The sequence below is a fragment of the Nocardia asteroides genome (assembly GCA_019930625.1).
Taxonomy (GTDB): Bacteria; Actinomycetota; Actinomycetes; order Mycobacteriales; family Mycobacteriaceae; genus Nocardia; species Nocardia sputi.
Genome location: CP082844.1, coordinates 3,239,329 through 3,255,671 on the forward strand (window position 1 = coordinate 3,239,329; position 16,343 = coordinate 3,255,671).

Below are 16,343 nucleotides of genomic sequence, written 5' to 3' on the forward strand. Positions count from 1 at the left end.
GCGGCGCCGGCCGGTCGGCGCACGCCGTGGGCCTCAGGGCGGCGAGGGCGCGCCCCGGCACGGGCAACGCGGGCGCAAGAACGGCGCGCACCGCTCGCGACCGAATCGGCCGTCGATCGCCGAACGGCTGGAAACCGTCGACCTGCTGCTCGCCGGCTCGGTGACCGACGCGGGCGGGTTGTGGTCCAGGGCCACCGCCTGGATTCTGCGGATCGCCCTGGAACAGGCCGTGGACGAGTTGTGGCTGCGACTGGCGCCCGCGCTGGCCCGCTGTCCGATGCGGGCGCAGCTGATCGCGCTGCGCGCGTTCGCGGGACCGGAGGAGGCGGCTCGGGTGGCCGTGCTCTGGGCGGCGCTGTCGCGCGCCGCTCACCACCACGACTACGAACTCGCACCGAGCGTCACCGATCTGCGGCGCTGGCGGGAGCAGACCGTCGCCCTGGTCGCGGACTTGGCGGCGGTGGCCGCGCACCGGGAATGACGCCAAGCGATCGGCGGCACTTGCCCCTCGATCTACCTGATGACGGGAGGGCCCGGCATGAGCGACCAGGATCGAATTCTGCGGTGCGGCGTGACCACGGCGGGCTGCGCTCCGGGCCGGAGCCGGGACGGCGTGAGTTCTCGAGTTTGCCGGAGGCACTGCGCCACGGCGATCATGAGGGACCCCCGAGCACGGACGGGAGATGGCATGACCCGCTCCCACCGAGGTGGTCGCACCGGCACGACCACGACGGGTCGCGCTCGTACCGGAGAGGAGACAGCATGAGCGGAGCACAACGGTGCCCGTGCGGGCGCGGTGACACATACGACGAGTGCTGTGGTCCGGTGCTGCGCGGTGAGCGCCCGGCGGCGACCGCCGAAGCGCTGATGCGGTCGCGCTACACCGCCTTCGCAGTGGGTGACGCCGACTATCTGCTGCGTTCCTGGCATTCGCGCACCCGCCCGCGCGAGGTGACCCTCGATCCGGCGCAGCGCTGGCTGTTCCTGGAGATCTCCCGCACCGAGCGCGGTGGACCGTTCGACGACACCGGCACGGTGGCGTTCGTCGCGCACTACCGGGACGCGGATGGGCGCGGCGCGCTGCACGAGATCAGCAGGTTCGCCCGGTCCGACGGCGCGTGGGTCTACCTGGACGGCGCGCACGACGCCTGACCGGTAGCGTCAGCGGGCATGGCACGCGTCGCGATCGAGTACTGCACCCAATGTCGCTGGCTGCTGCGGGCGGGCTGGATGGCGCAGGAATTGCTCAGCACGTTCGCCACCGATCTGGACGAAGTCGCGCTCATCCCGGGTTCGGGCGGGGTCTTCCGAATCACCGTCGACGGCGAACAGATCTGGGAGCGCAAGGCCGACGGCGGCTTCCCCGACATCGCGGTGCTGAAGCAGCGCGTGCGCGACCGGGTCGCACCGGAGCGCGACCTCGGTCACGTCGACCGGCGCGACTGAACCGCACCGGCCGGACCGAAGTCATCCGCAGCAGCCGCCACCGCAGCAGCCGCCCGCCGGGGGCGCGGCGGGGCTCGGCGCGGGAGCGTTCCCGCCGCCCCGGGAGACGGTGGCGAAGGTGGTCAGCAGTTTGACCGTGTCGTCGTGGCCGATCGGGCAGGTCGCCGGCGCCGACGACTCCGCCATCGGACGGGAAACCTCGAACGTGTCGCCGCAGCTGCGGCACCGGTAACTGTAACTCGGCATCCGCTCAGTTTAGGTCCTCCGCCGCCGAAGTGTCCGCATCGGACTTCGGCGAGATGTCGTGGCCCGTCAGGTTGGCGCGGCGATGAAGAGCAACGGGCACGCACGCCGGTGCTCGCCCAGGATCGGTCGTACTCCGAGTCGTGGGCCGCGTAGCTCGGCGGGGACCGGCTCCGGTCGCGGAGCGGTATCGGGGTCGCGACCTGGCGAACGGCCCTTGTCCGGGCCGCGGCGGCACTCTTTCGGCAATCGGGGCAGCAAAGGGGTGGTCGCGGCCACCGTGACCGATTCGACACCGCACCCGTGGGCACGGGCCTGAACAGCGGATGAATAGCGTCCGACGCAGCAATGTCTCGGCATCGAAACGTTGCCGTACTGATCTTCGACGTACTCTCGAAAAAGAAGTATGAGGAGGTCTGCGATGCGCGCTCAGTTCTCCGAGGCGGTGCCCGGTCCCGACGGTTTCGCCGAGCCCATCGCGCGGACGGCCCACGGCGACGTGCGGGGCGTGCGCGAGGGTTCGATTTCCGTCTGGCGCAGCATTCCCTACGCGGCCGCCCCCGCAGGCCCGGCCCGATTCGCCCCGCCGGAGCCCCCGCAGCCTTGGGAGGGAGTGCGCGACTGCACCTCTTTCGGGCAGATCGCGCCGCAGACGATGGGCACCATGGTCCCCATCGACTCCGGCCTGACCATGGGCGAGGACTGTCTTTGGCTCAACGTGTGGTCACCTCGGCCCGAGCGCGCCGATGCCGCCCGCGCCTCGGGAACCGAACCCCGCCCGGTGCTGGTCTGGCTGCACGGCGGCGCGTACTGCCTCGGCACCGCCGCGCAGCAGATCTACGACGGGCGCAGGCTGGCCGCGGCCGGTGACGTCGTGGTCGTCGGGGTCAATTATCGGCTCGGCGCACTGGGCTTTCTCGACCTCTCCTCGCTCGGCGACGACTTCGCGCCGAACCTCGGCCTGCACGATCAGATCGCCGCGCTGGAATGGGTGCGCGACAACATCGCCGCGTTCGGCGGCGATCCCGGCAACGTCACGCTGTTCGGCGAGTCCTCCGGCGCGGGTTGCGTCACCGCGCTGCTCACCGCACCGCGCGCCGCGGGCCTGTTTCACAAGGCGATCGCGCAGAGCCCGCCCGCGACCACGGTGTTCGGACCGGAACGGGCGGCCACGGTGGCGCAGCGGTTCCTCGAGCTGATCGAACTGCCCGCGACCCGGGCGAAAGAACTGCTGGAATGTCCCATCGAGCGGATCGTCGCGGCGGCGGGCGTCCTGCTCGACGAGATCCCGCTGAAGGAGCCGGGCAGGCTGGCGGCCGCGCCGGTGGTCGACGGGGACCTGCTGCCGACCTACCCGATCGACCGGTTCCAGCGCGGGGGATCGCACCGGGTGCCGTTGATCATCGGCACCAACAAGGACGAGGCGTCGCTGTTCCGGCTGCTGCGCTCGCCGATCATGCCGGTGACGCCGGACGCGGTGAACGCGATGCTGCGCGACGTCGCGGCCGGCCACCCGGAGATGTCGGCGGAGCGGATCGCCGAGATCACCTCGGCCTACCCGGATCTGAACAAGGCCCGCGGTGCGTTGGCGATGTCCACCGACGCGGCGTTCCGGATGCCGGCGCACTGGGTGGCCGACGGTCACGCCCAGCACTCGCCGACCTGGATGTACCGCTTCGACTACGCCACCCCGATGCTGCGGGCGGCCAGGGTCGGCGCGGGGCACGCCACCGAACTGCCCTATGTCTTCGGCAATTTCGGCACGCTCAACCTCGACCCCACCTTCTGGCTCGGCGGTCGCAAAGCGGCCATGGAGGTCTCCGGCCGCATGATGCGCCGCTGGCTGGCCTTCGCCGCCCACGGCGTTCCCGCCGCACTCGACGGCTCCAAACACTGGCCGCCGTATCGCCTCGGGGCCCGCGCCACGCTGCTCATCGACAGCGTCGATCGAGTGGTCGACGACCCGGACCGGGACCTGCACACCGCCTGGGGCCAGCAAGCCGTCGGCTTCTCCTAGGGGCGCAGTTCGACCCGCCGGTGCCGCCACCGACTTGAACACTGGTGACGGCGCGGTCGGTGGCGCCGGAACCAAGTTCCCCCACGCCGACCCTGCGGATTTGTCGATGACCTCCGGATCTTCGTGCGCGGGGGCGAGCGGAACGCTCCTCAGACGTCGGTCGAGAAGCGAATGCCGCCGTCGGGGATCTCCACGCCCGGCCACACCCGCGCCCCGCGCAGGAGTTCGCAGCGGGCGCCGATGTGCGCGCCGTCGCCGATGACGCCGTCGCGGACGAGTGCGCGCGGGCCGATGCGCGCGCCGAAGCCGATGATGGTGCGCTCGACCGTGGCGCCTGCCTCGATCACCGCGCCGTCGAAGACGACCGCGCCGTCCAGCCGCGCGCCCGCGCCGATCTCGGCGCCGCGCCCGACGACCGTACCGCCGATGAGCACCGCTCCCGGGGCGACGCCCGCGCCGGGGTGCACCAGCGATTCACCGCGCTGACCGGGCAGTGCGGGGGAGGGGGCGATACCGCGGACCAGGTCGGCGGAGCCGCGGACGAAGTCCTCGGGAGTGCCCATGTCGCGCCAGTAGGAAGCGTCGACGTGCCCCTGGAGGCGGGCGCCCTCGGTCAGCAGCGCGGGGAACACCTCGCGCTCCACCGAGACCGGCCGACCGGCCGGAATCTTCTCGATGTACTCGCGGCGGAAGACGTAGCATCCGGCGTTGATCTGGTCGGTCGGCGGGTCCTGGGTCTTCTCCAGGAACGCCGTGACCCGGCCGTCCTCGTCGGTGGGCACACAACCGAACGCGCGCGGGTCGCTGACCCGGACCAGATGCAGCGTCACGTCGGCGCGGGTCGACTCGTGGGTGTCGAGCACCGCGCCGAGGTCGGTGCCGCCGAGCACGTCGCCGTTGAACACCATCACGTTGTCCGCGCGCAGCTTGGGCAGCACGTTGCGGATGGCGCCGCCGGTGCCCAGCGGCTCGGTCTCGGTGACGTACTCGATCTCCAGGCCGAGGTCGGAGCCGTCGCCGAAGTGCTCCTCGAACACTTCGGCCTTGAACGACGTGCCCAGCACCACATGGGTGATCCCGGCCTCCGCGATGCGGGCGAGCAGGTGGGTCAGGAACGGCAGTCCGGCCGTCGGCAGCATCGGCTTGGGCGCCGAAAGGGTCAGCGGACGCAACCGCGTGCCCTGTCCGCCGACCAGGATCACCGCGTCGGTGCCTGCATTTCCTGCCATCAAGCTCCCCTGTTCACAAGGTTCGTTTCTCGCCTTGCGCCGCCGGCTACCCGGCGTCGCGCGCCTGTCGGCGCAGGGCAGATCGAACCGCAATCCGCGAGCGGACCGCAAGTCCGGCCCGCAACGCCAGCCGCAGCGGAGCCTGCCACCAGTGCGGATGCCGGTCGGCCTGGAACCGGTAGGCGCTGGCGTGATGGGCGGGCAGCATCACTTCGGGGTGGCGGCCTGCCGCGTGTCCCTTGGCATGGGTCACCTCGGCGTCGCGGACGAACACGTTGTGCCAGCCCGCCTTGCCCATCCGGTCGCCGAAGTCGACGTCCTCCATGTACATGAAGTACCGCGAGTCGAAACCGTCGATCGAGTCGAACGCCGCGCGCCGCACCAGCAGGCACGACCCCGACAGCCAGCCGACGGCCCGCTCGGAGATCTCCTCGTTCTCCTGCCGGTACCGGCGGGTCCACGGGTTGGACTTCCACACCGTGCCCAGGACCGCGTGCCCGGCGCCGTCGAGGAGGCCGGGGACCCGGCGGGCCGACGGGTACACGCTGCCGTCCGGTTCGAGCACCAGCGGCCCGAGCGCACCGGCGCGCGGCCAGCGCTTGGCCGCGGCGAGCAGTTTGTCGATGGAATCGGTGCCCCAGCGGATGTCCGGGTTGGCGATCACGACGAACTCGATGCCCGGATCGAGCTCCGCGACCGCCCGGTTGATCGCGCCGCCGTAGCCGATGTTGCCGCCGGTGCGTAGCAGCCGCACGTGCGAATTGGCCTCGGCGACCAGCTCGGGCACACCGTCCACCGACCCGTTGTCGGCGAGGATCACCTGCGGTTTCTCCGCGGTGGCCCCGGCGAGGGTGGAGATGAAGTGCTCGAGGTGCTCACCCGGCGAGTAGGTCACCGTGACGACGGCCAGGCCCGCGGGCGCGGCGGAATCGGAATCACTCACGGCAGTCAACCCTAGTCGGACCGCCGAGCCAGCGCGTCCCCCAGTGCGGTCCGCCAATCCCGCAGCGGTCTCAGCCCGGCGTCGTTCCAGGCCCGCGGCGACAACACCGAATATCCCGGTCGCCGTGCGGGTCTGGGAAACGCCGACGAGTCACACGGCCGGACGCGCCCGGGATCCGCCCCGACACCCGCGAACACCGCGCGCGCGAGCTCGAACCGACTGGCCCGGCCCGCATTGGTGACGTGCAGCAGCCGCGGCGCGTCCGGCCGTCCCGCGAGTTCCAGCAACGCGGCGGCCAGATCGGCGGCGTAGGTGGGCGAGCCGACCTCGTCCTCGACCACGTCCACGGTGTCGCGTTCCCGCTCCAGCCGCAGCATCGTCGCGACGAAATCGCCACCGCGCCCGGTATATACCCATGCGGTGCGCACCACGTGCGCGTCCGGGCAGCGGCTGAGCACCGCCTGCTCGCCCGCGAGCTTGGACTCGCCGTAGACGGACGTCGGCCCGGTCACATCGGTGGTGTCGTACGGCCGATCCTGGGTACCTGGAAAGACGTAATCGGTGGACAGATGGATCAGCCGGGCACCGATGTCAGCGCAGACTTCGGCGAGCACGGCCGGTCCCGTGGCGTTGCCCGCGTATGCCGCCTCGGTCTCGGCTTCGGCCTGGTCCACGGCGGTATAGGCGGCGCAGTTGAGCACCACGTCGCCGGGCGCGAGTACCGCGCGCACGGCGAGGGGGTCGGTGATGTCGAGTTCGGCGCGCCCGTAGCCGCTGGCGGCCGGAGCGAGACGCCGCAGTTCCCGGCCCACCTGTCCGTGCGCCCCGGTGACGACGAGGCGGGCGGGCGCGGTGGGTTCGGGCGCGGTGGGGTCGGTCACGGGCGCAAGTCTGGCACGCCGCCACATCCACGGTTGCGGCCGTTCGCAATAACCGTTCGTTAGCCTTGAGTCATCGGGGGATCCCGAAACCGGGCGGGGCGAGCAGGAACCGTGGTGGCGGATCGGTTGCGCACGTGTCGCCAGGAGAGGCGAGTTTCGGCGAGAGGATGCACACTTGTCGCGTTGGAGGGGCACATCGGCGTCGCCGCGTCCGGCCGGGTCCGGCGACCGGTCGTTCGGGCCGCTGCGTTCGCTGGCCGCGGCCGCCGCCGTGATCGTGCTGGCGCTTACCGGTTTCGCCTGGCACAGCGTCGACTCGCTGGTCGCCGACATCGAGCGCATCGGCGATCTCGGTCTCGGCGGCAGCCGGGACGGCGCGGTGGACATCCTGCTGGTCGGTGTGGACAGCCGCACCGACGCGCACGGCAATCCCCTGTCGAACGCCGAGCGAGCCATGTTGCACGCCGGCGACGAGATCGGCACCAACACCGACACCATCGTGCTGCTGCGCGTGCCCAACGACGGACGCTCCGCGACCGCGATCTCGATCCCGCGCGACTCCTACGTCAGCATTCCCGGCCTGGGCATGGGCAAGATCAACTCGGCCTACGGCGCGACGAAGGCCAACCAGTTCCAGAAACTCGTCGACCAAGGCGTCGCGCACGCCGACGCGGAGCGGCAGTCCACCCAAGCGGGCAGGCAGGCGCTGATCAAGACGGTCGCCAACCTCACCGGCCTCACCGTCGACCACTACGCCGAGGTGAGCCTGCTCGGCTTCGCGCTGCTCACCGATGCCGTCGGCGGGGTCGAGGTGTGCCTGAAGAACCCGGTCGACGAGTGGATGTCCGGCGCCCGGTTTCCCGCGGGCCGCCAACGCCTGGACGGGCCGCGCGCGCTGAGTTTCGTCCGCCAGCGCCATGATCTGCCCCGCGGCGACCTCGACCGCATCGTGCGCCAGCAGGTGTTCATGGCGCAACTGGTGCAGCAGCTGCTCAGCGCGAAGACGCTGGCCAATCCGGCCAAGTTGCAACAGCTCAGCGAGGCGGTCGGGCGGACGGTCGTGCTCGACGAGGACTGGGACGCGCTGGCGTTCCTGCAACGGCTGAAGGACCTGTCCGGTGGCCAGGTGAAGTTCGAGACCATTCCGGTCGCCGACCTCAACGGTGAGACCAGCAGCGGGGAATCCGTGGTCGAGGTCGAGCCGAAGGCCGTCAAGTCCTATATCGCCTCGCTGGTGGGCGACGCGACGGTCACGCGGAACGCCGAGCCGGGCTTCGATCCGGCGACGGTCACCGTCAGCGTCTACAACGCAGGCGGCATCGGCGGACTCGCGGCCGAGGTGGCGCAGACGCTGAGCGCCAAGGGATTCCGGCAGGGCGTGGTGACCAACTACACCGGCAACCGCGTCACCAGCAGTCGCGTGCTCGCCGCGGACACCTCGAGCCCGAAGGCGCAGGCGGTGGCCAAGGCGCTGGGCGGGCTGTCGGTACTCGCGGATCCGGCGCTGTCCCCGGATTCGGTGAGCGTCGTGCTGGCGAGCGACTATTCTGGTCCGGGCTCGTCGGCGAGCCGGGTGTTCGACCTGTCCGGAACGTCGACTTCCGCCACACCAGTCCCACCCGCTCCACCGATCGACGCAGGCCAGAACGGACCGAAATGCGTGAACTGAACCATGCGTGACATCGACCAGGTACACACTCTCACCGAAGCGGTACTCGATCCCATCCTCGCCCGCGAACCCGCGGGTCCGCGCGTCACCTATTACGACGACGCCACCGGGGCGCGGATCGAACTGTCCGGCGCGACGCTGGCGAACTGGGCGGCCAAGACCGCCAATTTGATTCGCGACGAGTTCGGTCTGAGTCCCGGCGCCCGTGTCGCCGTCCTGCTCCCGGCGCACTGGCAGACCGCCGCTGTGCTGCTGGGCTGCTGGTGGGCGGGCACCGAGGTGGTGCTGCACCCGGACGAGGACGCCGATCTGGCGCTGGTGACCCCGGATCGCCTGGACGACGCCGACGGCGGGGGTGAGATCGCCGCGCTGTCGCTGGACGCCATGGGCGCCCCGGTGCGCGACCTGCCGGTGGGCGTCACCGATTTCGCCACCTCGGTGCGCGTGCACGGCGACCAGTTCCTGCCCCGCGGCGCCGGTGTCGCGCTGGATGGCATGCCGGTCGCCGAAGTGCTCGCCGAGGCGCGGAAATCGGCTATGCGCCAGGGCTTCGCCGAGGGTGACCGGGTGCTGTCCAGCACGCCGTGGGACACGCCTGCCGAACTGATCGACGGATATCTCGCGGTGCTCGCCGCGGGCGCCTCGCTGGTGCAGGTGGTCAACCCCGATCCGGCGCTGCGCGACCGGCGCATCGCGTCGGAACGGGTGACCGCGCAGCGCGGATGAGGGATGTCCGAAAGCCGCGGCCACCATTCGGAGGCGGCTCCTACCACGGTATAAGCGCCGCATCCGACCTGAGGACGTTCCAGAAGCCCGCGGCGTTCCGTACGGTGGTGTCATCGCACGACGACGGGGTTGCACTATGAAGCCGCACTATTGGTTCCGCTGGTTGTCGGTGCAGGGCGCGCCTCGTCTCGCCCTGCGTCTGCAGGCACGCCGCGGTGACCCGTTCGCCGAATTGATGGGCGGTCCCGCAGGCTTCGACGATCCCTACCCGCTGATCGAGCGGTTGCGCGGGCAGGGCAGGCTGCTGCGCACCTCGATCGCGTGGGCGACCTTCGATCACGAGCTGTGCCGTTCCATCCTGCGCGACAGCCGTTTCGGTGTGCGCACCACCGAGAGCTTCAACATCCCCAAGCCGCTGCAGAAGCTGGCCGAGCGGTTTCCGTTGCCGCCGAATCCGGTCGAGCCGCCGTCGATGCTGGTGATCGATCCGCCCGAACACACGCGGATGCGCAAACCGGTCGCCTCGGCGTTCACCCCGCGCGCGATCCGCAGACTGCGCGACCGCGTCGAGTCGGTCACCGAGGAACTGCTGGTCGCCCTGCCCGCCCACGGTTCGGCGGATCTGATCGAGCAGTTCGCCGCCCAGGTGCCGATCGCGATCATCTCCGAGATGCTCGGCTTCCCCGACGAGGACAAGGCGATGTTCCTCGACTGGGGCGATCAGATGACACCGCTGCTCGACGTCGGCATCCCTTGGCGCGCACACCGTAGGGCACTGCTCGCGATGGAGCTGATGAACGACTATCTCGGGCGGCACATCGAGCGGTTGCGCCGCGAACCGGGCGAGGACATTCTCAGCAGCCTGGTCACCGCGGGCGAACTGGACACCGACGCGCTCAAGGCCACCGCGAGCCTGCTCATGGGGGCGGGCTTCGAGACGACCGTCAACCTGATCGGCAACGGCGTCGCGCAACTACTGGCCCATCCGGATCAGCTGGAGCGGCTGCGCGAGGAGCCGCAGCTGTGGCCAAACGCCGTCGAGGAGATCCTGCGCTTCGACTCCCCGGTGCAGACCACCGCGCGGACCGCGCTCACCGATGTGGAGATCGACGGCATCCGGTTGCGCCAGGGCAGCACGGTGGTGCTGTCGCTGGCAGGCGCGAACCGCGACCCCGCCGTGTTCGCCGATCCACAACGGTTCGACATCGGCCGCGACAACGCCAAGGACCATCTGTCCTTCAGCAGCGGCGTGCACGTCTGCCTCGGAGCCAGCCTGGCCAGGATGGAAGGCGTCTACGCGCTGCAGGCCCTGTTCGAGCGGTTCCCCGGTCTGCGGCTGGACGGTACGCCGAAGCGGCGCGCGCTGTTCACCCTGCACGGCTACGAGCGGATGCCGGTGCGCCTCGGTCAGCGCGCGCCCGCGCCGGAGCCGGTCTGATCAGCTCGTGGACTTCCACACATAGCGAGTCTTCGGCCGCCCCGCCCTGCCGTAGTCCGAGCGCCGCACGACCAAACCGTCGTCGGCCAGTTTCTCCAGATAGCGCCAGGCGGTGATGCGCGAGACGCCGATCGAAGTCGCGGTGTCCGCGGCCGTCACGCCCTCGGCCTCGGCGGCGCGCACGGCGCGGGAGATCTCGTCGAGGGTTTGCGGCGCGACGCCCTTGGGTGTCGCGGCGCGCTGGTCGGGAGTGCGCAGCGCGCTCAACGCACGGTCGATGTCGTGCTGGGAGATGGCGCTTTCGCCGGCGGGAAGCGCGGTGCGGAACTCGCGGTACCGGTCCAGCTTGTCGCGGAACGCCGCGAAGGTGAACGGCTTCAGCAGATACAACACCACGCCGTGCGACACGGCGGTGCGCACCATGGCCAGATCCCGCGCGGAGGTGATGGCGATGACGTCCGGGCGCGGCGCCAACCCGGTCAGCGCGGCGGCGACGTCGAGGCCGCTCGCGTCGGGCAGGCCGATGTCCATCAGCACCAGGTCGATCGGCGTGCCCTCCGCCGCGGCGTCGGCCGCCGCGCGCATCGCCTCACGTCCGGTATGGGCGACACCGACGGGCGTGAATCCGGCGATGCGCTCCACGTAGGCGCGGTGCGCCTCGGCGATCAGCGGCTCGTCCTCGACGATAAGCACACGGATCATCGTGCTTCCTTTCGTGGAATCGTCACGGTCACCGCGCTTTCGGGATCCCGTTGCGTGCGGATGCTTCCCCCGTGGCGGGCCACCAGACGGTGGACCAGTGCGAGACCCAGCCCGTGGTGGTCGGCTTTGGTCGAATAGCCGCGCTGGGACGCGCGCGCGAACATCTCCGCCGACATGCCCGGGCCGCTGTCGGCGATCCGGATGTAGAGCACCGACTCCTCCCGGGCGTCCACCCGCTGGTGGCGCAGGGTGACTTCCACCCAGCCGGACGCGCTGCCCGCCGCGGCATCGATCGCGTTGTCGACGAGATTGCCGACGAGCGTGACCGTTTCGTGCGGAGACAGCGGGTCCACCGAGTCCAGCGCGGTGTCGTCGGTGATCGTCAGCTCGATGCCGCGTTCGGCCGCCTGGTTCACCTTCCCCAGCAGCAAGGCGGCCAGGGCGGGCGCGCCCACCGCGGCGAACAGCCGATCGATCAGCGCCTGCGACAGCTCGAGCTCCGCCGTGGCGAACTCGACGGCCTCCTGGTGGCGGCCCAGTTCGACCATGGTGACCACGGTGTGCAGCCGGTTGGCGGACTCGTGCGCGTGTGCCTGCAACGACTCGGCGAAGCCGCGCACGGAATCGAGTTCGCCCATCACCGACTGCAATTCGGTGTGATCGCGGATGGTCATCACCGTGCCGATCGGCCTGCCCTCCCACTCCACGGTGTCCTGGTTGACCAGCAGGATCCGGTCGGTGGTCACGTGCATCTCGTCGCGCACGGTGCCCCAGCTCATCCGCTGCAGCGACAGCGGGAGGTCGCTGCGGCGCACCTCGCCGGGGGGCAGGTCGAGCAGGCGGCGCGCTTCGTCGTTGACCACCTCGGCATCCTCGCCGGAGGCCCCGAACACGACCAGTCCCTCGCGCACCGAGTGCAGCACGGCGTCGTGATGTTCGTACATCGCGCGCAGCTCGTCGGGCGCCAAGCCGTGGGTCTGCCGTCGCAGTCTGCGGCTGAGCAGGAACGATCCTCCGGCGGCAAGCAGGAGACCGGCTCCCGCGACGCCGAAGATCACCGAGAGCTGGGTGGCCACCTGATCGCTGATCTTCGCGCGGGTCACGCCCGCGGAGACCAGAGCCACGATCCGTCCGTTGTCGTGGACGGGGGTGACCGCCCGGATGGAGGGGCCGAGGGTGCCGGTGAAGGTCTCGGTGAAGGTCTCACCGGCCAGCGCGCGATCGATGGTGCCGCTGAACGGCCGCCCGATCATCGCCGGATTGGGGTGGGTGTAGCGCGTCCGGTCCGGCGCCATCACCACGATGAAATCCATGCCGGTCTCGAGCCGGATCTCCTCGGTCACCGGCTGCAACAGCGCCGTCGGGTCCGCGCTGCGGACCGCCTCGATGGTGGAGGGCGCGTCGGCCACGCTCACCGCGACGTCGGTGACCTCCCTGGTGGTGGTGACGTCGCTGTCGTGCCTGGCGTCCAGCACCGCGAGCACCACGCCGATCGCGATCATCACCGCGAGTACGACCAACTGGAAGACGAATGCCTGACCGGCGAGGGAGAGCCGACCGCGTCTCACAAGCTCTTCCTCCGCTGAACGTAATGCACCAAACAGTGACCGGCATCACCCGGCCGACCATCATTCTGCCTGGGGTGCGTGAGCCACCTCACTTCGGTACCTCTCGAAGGGAAATCCTCGCAATGAGCGACTCGACTCGAACGCGGCGCGACCGCACCCATTGGCTGTATCTGGCCGTCATCGTGGCGGTGGTCGCGGGCGTCCTCGTCGGCTGGCTGGCGCCCGGCGTCGCGCAGTCGTTCGCCCCATTGGGGACCATCTTCGTCAACCTCATCAAGATGATGATCGCTCCCGTCATCTTCTGCACCATCGTGCTCGGGATCGGCTCGGTGCGCGCGGCGGCCACCGTCGGCAAGGTCGGCGGGCTGGCCATCGGCTACTTTCTGGTCATGTCGACGATCGCGCTCGGGATCGGCCTCGTCGTCGGCAATCTGCTGCAACCGGGCACGGGACTGAACATCGCCAAGTCGACCAAAGCCGGTCACGACCTGGCCGACACCGCGCACAGCGCGGGCGGCACCTGGGAATTCCTCCAGAACATCGTCCCGTCGACGCTGCTGTCCTCGCTCACCACCGGCAATGTGCTGCAGGCGCTGTTCGTCGCGCTTCTGGTCGGTTTCGCGGTCCAGGCCATGGGCACGGCGGGTGAGCCGATCGTGCGCGGCGTGGCGCTGCTGCAGAAACTGGTGTTCCGGATCCTGGTGATGATCCTGTGGCTGGCGCCGATCGGCGCGTTCGGCGCGATCGCGAACGTGGTCGGCAAGACCGGCCTGGACGCGGTGGTGAAGCTGGGCACGCTGATGCTCGCGTTCTACCTCACCTGCCTGGTGTTCGTCTTCGGCGTGCTCGGCGTGCTGCTGTGGAGCGTCTCACGCGTGTCGATCTTCAAGCTGGTCCGCTACCTGGCGCGGGAGTACCTGCTGATTGTCGCGACCTCGTCGTCGGAATCGGCGCTGCCACGGCTGATCGCCAAGATGGACCATCTGGGCGTGGAGCGCACCACCGTGGGCGTCGTCGTGCCGACCGGATACTCGTTCAACCTCGACGGCACCGCCATCTACCTGACCATGGCGTCGTTGTTCATCGCCGAGGCCATGGGCAAGCCGCTGTCCATCGGCGAACAGCTGGGACTGCTGCTGTTCATGATCGTCGCGTCCAAGGGCGCGGCGGGCGTCACCGGCGCGGGCCTGGCCACCCTGGCGGGCGGGTTGCAGAGCCATCGCCCCGAACTCCTCGACGGCGTCGGCTTGATCGTCGGCATCGACCGCTTCATGTCCGAGGCGCGGGCGCTGACCAATTTCTCCGGCAACGCGGTCGCCACGGTGCTGATCGGCACCTGGACCAAAACGGTCGACGTGGACCGGGTGCGCGAGGTGCTCGATCGCGAGTTGCCCTTCGACGAGCGGACCATGGTCGACGACGACCATGGGACGCAGGGCGTACCGCTGACGCAGGAGGCCGAGACCATAGACCTGGTCAAGGCATAAAGCGCAGCCGGACGAAGCCCGTCCGCGCCGGGCGGAACTCCGCCTGGGGCAGCGGGCCGGACGGTGAACGACGAAGGGCCCGCAAGATCTGCGGGCCCTTCGTGGCGCCCGGGCTCAGGCTGCCCACTTCTCCGGGTGGAGGTGGTGCTGGGTGAGGGCGGTCGCGTGGCCGTGCCCGAAGCCGTGCTCGGTCTTCAGCCACTCGACGAGTTCTTTGTGCGAGGTCAGTCCGCTGTCGCGCATGGCGGTTTTCCACTCCTCGATTGCGCGGCCGTACTTGGCCTCGATGGAGGGGAAGTAGGACGTGGGGCCGTGCGGCTTGGTCGCCATGGTCGATCTCCTTGCTGGTCGTGCGTTCCATGGAGATGACGAAGCGAACCTCCGAAACTCGTCGGCGGTCCCGCCCATGGGTTCCGGATCACCGATCGGCCGGGTTCCGGGACGGCTCCGCTCGGCGTGTCGGCGGCGCGGTGGTGGTGTCGGCGAGCAAGTCGGAGGTCGGTCGGGCGGTAGCGTGGGGATATGGCTGATGTGGTGGTGGTCGGCTCCGGACCGAACGGGCTCGCCGCAGCGGTGATCCTGGCCAGGGCAGGGCTCGCGGTGGAGGTCTACGAGGCCGAGGCGACGGCTGGGGGTGGGTCCCGCACGGCCGAGCTGACCTTGCCCGGCTACCGGCACGACGTGTGCGCTGGCGCGCATCCGATGGCGGTGGCCTCACCGTTGTTCCGGGCGTTCGACCTGTCCGCGCACGGCGTGGAACTGCTCGCGCCGGAGGTCTCCTACGCACATCCGCTCGACGGGGGTGTGGCCGGACTGGCCTGGCGGGACCTGGAACGGACGGTCGAATCCCTCGGTCCCGACGGCCGGGCGTGGCGCAAGTTGTTCGCGCCGCTGGTGCGGCACTGGGCGGACGTGGTCGACGTCGCGATGTCGGATCTGCGGCGCATCCCCTCCGGGCTCGCGACCGCGATCCGTTTCGGCATGCGCACCTTGGAGCAGGGCTCGCCGCTGTGGGATATCAGGTTTCGCGAACAGGTCGCGCCGGCCCTGCTGACCGGCATCGCCACCCATGCGATCATCCCGCCGCGCGCCATCACGGCCGCGGGCGCTGCGTTGATGCTCGGCACGCTGGCCCATGTCGACGGCTGGGTGATTCCGCGCGGCGGCAGTCAGGCGATTCCCGACGCGCTCATCGCCGAACTCGAACGTCTCGGCGGCCGGGTGCACACCGGGCGCCGGATCGACTCGCTCGAGGAGTTCGCAGGCGCTCGCTCCGTTCTGCTCGACCTCGCCCCTGCCGAACTGCTGCGTATCGCCGAGCACCGGTTGCCCGCGCGATACGCGAAGCGGCTGCGCCGTTTCCGTTACGGCGGCGCGGCCTGCAAGATCGACTTCGCGCTCTCCGGACCGGTGCCGTGGCAGGCCCAGGGCTGCGCGCTGGCCGGGACGGTGCACGTCATCGGCACCCGCGCCGAGGCCATGGCGGCCGAGCACGCCGTGGCCATGGGGCGGCACGCCGAACGGCCCTACGTGTTGTCCATCCAGCCCGGCGTGGTCGACCCCACCCGCGCGCCCGCGGGCGGCCACACCTTCTACACCTACGCCCACGTGCCCAACGGCTCCACCCGCGACGTCAGCGCGGAAGTGATCGCTCAGGTGGAGCGATTCGCACCGGGCTTCCGGGATCTGATCGTCGCCGAGAACGTGATCCCCGCCGCCGAAATGCCCGCGCACAACGCCAACTACATCGGCGGCGACATCTCCGCGGGCGCGATGACGCTGCGCCAGTTCGCCTTCCGTCCCGCACCGCGCTGGAATCCCTACGCCACACCGATTCCCGGTGTCTATCTGTGCTCGTCGGCCACCCCGCCCGGCCCCGGTGTGCACGGCATGAGCGGGCTGCACGCGGCCCGCCACGTCTTGCGCGACCGCTTCGACATCCGCACCGATCCCCTCGACCTCCTACGCACCCCCGCTGTCCAGCGCCGCTGAGT

Annotated in this window: 16 protein-coding genes; 9 read left to right on the plus strand and 7 right to left on the minus strand. The window is 70.2% G+C overall.

Going from position 1 to position 16,343, the window contains the following annotated elements:
- Positions 1-115: 115 nt before the first annotated feature.
- The 3 genes from K8O92_14705 (at position 116) to K8O92_14715 (ending at position 1,446) form a co-directional block, all read left to right on the plus strand.
- Positions 116-481, plus strand: coding sequence for a hypothetical protein (locus K8O92_14705; protein UAK35704.1), 366 nt, complete (start codon positions 116-118; stop codon positions 479-481).
- Between the two features lie 281 nt (positions 482-762).
- Positions 763-1,152, plus strand: coding sequence for a YchJ family protein (locus K8O92_14710; GenBank protein ID UAK34964.1), 390 nt, complete (start codon positions 763-765; stop codon positions 1,150-1,152).
- 18 nt (positions 1,153-1,170) lie between these two features.
- Complete coding sequence (locus K8O92_14715; GenBank protein ID UAK34965.1) at positions 1,171-1,446, plus strand: SelT/SelW/SelH family protein; 276 nt, start codon at positions 1,171-1,173, stop codon at positions 1,444-1,446.
- A gap of 21 nt (positions 1,447-1,467) precedes the next feature.
- Here K8O92_14715 and K8O92_14720 read toward each other — a convergent pair whose 3' ends face one another.
- Entirely contained in the window at positions 1,468-1,692 is a 225-nt protein-coding gene (locus tag K8O92_14720) for a zinc ribbon domain-containing protein (protein ID UAK34966.1), read from the minus strand.
- A gap of 418 nt (positions 1,693-2,110) precedes the next feature.
- Here K8O92_14720 and K8O92_14725 point away from each other — a divergent pair, with 418 nt between their 5' ends.
- The gene (locus K8O92_14725) at positions 2,111-3,706 is read left to right on the plus strand and encodes a carboxylesterase/lipase family protein (GenBank protein ID UAK34967.1); all 1,596 of its coding nucleotides are present in this window, start codon (positions 2,111-2,113) and stop codon (positions 3,704-3,706) included.
- Between the two features lie 149 nt (positions 3,707-3,855).
- Here K8O92_14725 and K8O92_14730 read toward each other — a convergent pair whose 3' ends face one another.
- Genes K8O92_14730 through rfbD form a run of 3 tightly spaced genes read right to left on the minus strand, consistent with a single transcriptional unit; the run spans position 3,856 to position 6,786 of the window.
- Positions 3,856-4,935, minus strand: a complete 1,080-nt coding sequence (locus K8O92_14730) for an NDP-sugar synthase (GenBank protein ID UAK34968.1) — start codon at positions 4,933-4,935, stop codon at positions 3,856-3,858.
- A 46-nt stretch (positions 4,936-4,981) separates the two neighbouring features.
- Positions 4,982-5,878, minus strand: coding sequence for a glycosyltransferase family 2 protein (locus K8O92_14735; protein ID UAK34969.1), 897 nt, complete (start codon positions 5,876-5,878; stop codon positions 4,982-4,984).
- 11 nt (positions 5,879-5,889) lie between these two features.
- Positions 5,890-6,786 (minus strand): dTDP-4-dehydrorhamnose reductase, encoded by an 897-nt coding sequence (gene rfbD, locus K8O92_14740; protein UAK34970.1) that lies wholly within the window; start codon positions 6,784-6,786, stop codon positions 5,890-5,892.
- A gap of 148 nt (positions 6,787-6,934) precedes the next feature.
- Between rfbD and K8O92_14745 the strand changes: the two genes are divergently transcribed.
- From K8O92_14745 to K8O92_14755, 3 genes are all read left to right on the plus strand, one after another.
- A complete protein-coding gene (locus K8O92_14745) occupies positions 6,935-8,428 on the plus strand; it encodes an LCP family protein (GenBank protein UAK34971.1) in 1,494 nt (497 codons plus the stop codon).
- A 3-nt stretch (positions 8,429-8,431) separates the two neighbouring features.
- Positions 8,432-9,154 carry a TIGR03089 family protein gene (locus K8O92_14750; GenBank protein ID UAK34972.1) on the plus strand — a complete coding sequence of 241 codons (723 nt, stop codon included), beginning with the start codon at positions 8,432-8,434 and terminating at the stop codon, positions 9,152-9,154.
- A 136-nt stretch (positions 9,155-9,290) separates the two neighbouring features.
- The gene (locus K8O92_14755; protein ID UAK34973.1) at positions 9,291-10,592 is read left to right on the plus strand and encodes a cytochrome P450; all 1,302 of its coding nucleotides are present in this window, start codon (positions 9,291-9,293) and stop codon (positions 10,590-10,592) included.
- Here K8O92_14755 and K8O92_14760 read toward each other — a convergent pair whose 3' ends face one another.
- Entirely contained in the window at positions 10,593-11,294 is a 702-nt protein-coding gene (locus tag K8O92_14760) for a response regulator (protein ID UAK34974.1), read from the minus strand.
- Positions 11,291-12,796: a GHKL domain-containing protein gene (locus tag K8O92_14765; GenBank protein UAK35705.1), complete on the minus strand. Its 1,506-nt coding sequence runs from the start codon at positions 12,794-12,796 to the stop codon at positions 11,291-11,293. The genes K8O92_14760 and K8O92_14765 overlap by 4 nt, the downstream gene beginning before the upstream one ends.
- 89 nt (positions 12,797-12,885) lie before the next feature.
- Here K8O92_14765 and K8O92_14770 point away from each other — a divergent pair, with 89 nt between their 5' ends.
- Entirely contained in the window at positions 12,886-14,349 is a 1,464-nt protein-coding gene (locus K8O92_14770) for a cation:dicarboxylase symporter family transporter (GenBank protein ID UAK34975.1), read from the plus strand.
- 114 nt (positions 14,350-14,463) lie between these two features.
- Here K8O92_14770 and K8O92_14775 read toward each other — a convergent pair whose 3' ends face one another.
- The gene (locus K8O92_14775) at positions 14,464-14,679 is read right to left on the minus strand and encodes a DUF4287 domain-containing protein (protein UAK34976.1); all 216 of its coding nucleotides are present in this window, start codon (positions 14,677-14,679) and stop codon (positions 14,464-14,466) included.
- Positions 14,680-14,871: 192 nt separating this feature from the next.
- On the opposite strand from K8O92_14775, the gene K8O92_14780 reads away from it, so the two are divergent.
- Positions 14,872-16,341, plus strand: coding sequence for an NAD(P)/FAD-dependent oxidoreductase (locus tag K8O92_14780; GenBank protein UAK34977.1), 1,470 nt, complete (start codon positions 14,872-14,874; stop codon positions 16,339-16,341).
- The last annotated feature ends 2 nt before the right edge of the window (positions 16,342-16,343 follow it).

Coding starts and splice junctions, on each gene's coding strand:
- K8O92_14710 (UAK34964.1), top strand. CDS start 763: ATGAGCGGAGCACAACGGTGCCCGTGCGGGCGCGGTGACACATACGAC.
- K8O92_14715 (UAK34965.1), top strand. CDS start 1,171: ATGGCACGCGTCGCGATCGAGTACTGCACCCAATGTCGCTGGCTGCTG.
- K8O92_14720 (UAK34966.1), bottom strand. CDS start 1,692: ATGCCGAGTTACAGTTACCGGTGCCGCAGCTGCGGCGACACGTTCGAG.
- K8O92_14725 (UAK34967.1), top strand. CDS start 2,111: ATGCGCGCTCAGTTCTCCGAGGCGGTGCCCGGTCCCGACGGTTTCGCC.
- K8O92_14730 (UAK34968.1), bottom strand. CDS start 4,935: ATGGCAGGAAATGCAGGCACCGACGCGGTGATCCTGGTCGGCGGACAG.
- rfbD (UAK34970.1), bottom strand. CDS start 6,786: ATGTGGCGGCGTGCCAGACTTGCGCCCGTGACCGACCCCACCGCGCCC.
- K8O92_14750 (UAK34972.1), top strand. CDS start 8,432: ATGCGTGACATCGACCAGGTACACACTCTCACCGAAGCGGTACTCGAT.
- K8O92_14755 (UAK34973.1), top strand. CDS start 9,291: ATGAAGCCGCACTATTGGTTCCGCTGGTTGTCGGTGCAGGGCGCGCCT.
- K8O92_14760 (UAK34974.1), bottom strand. CDS start 11,294: ATGATCCGTGTGCTTATCGTCGAGGACGAGCCGCTGATCGCCGAGGCG.
- K8O92_14765 (UAK35705.1), bottom strand. CDS start 12,796: ATGATCGCGATCGGCGTGGTGCTCGCGGTGCTGGACGCCAGGCACGAC.
- K8O92_14770 (UAK34975.1), top strand. CDS start 12,886: ATGCACCAAACAGTGACCGGCATCACCCGGCCGACCATCATTCTGCCT.
- K8O92_14775 (UAK34976.1), bottom strand. CDS start 14,679: ATGGCGACCAAGCCGCACGGCCCCACGTCCTACTTCCCCTCCATCGAG.
- K8O92_14780 (UAK34977.1), top strand. CDS start 14,872: ATGGCTGATGTGGTGGTGGTCGGCTCCGGACCGAACGGGCTCGCCGCA.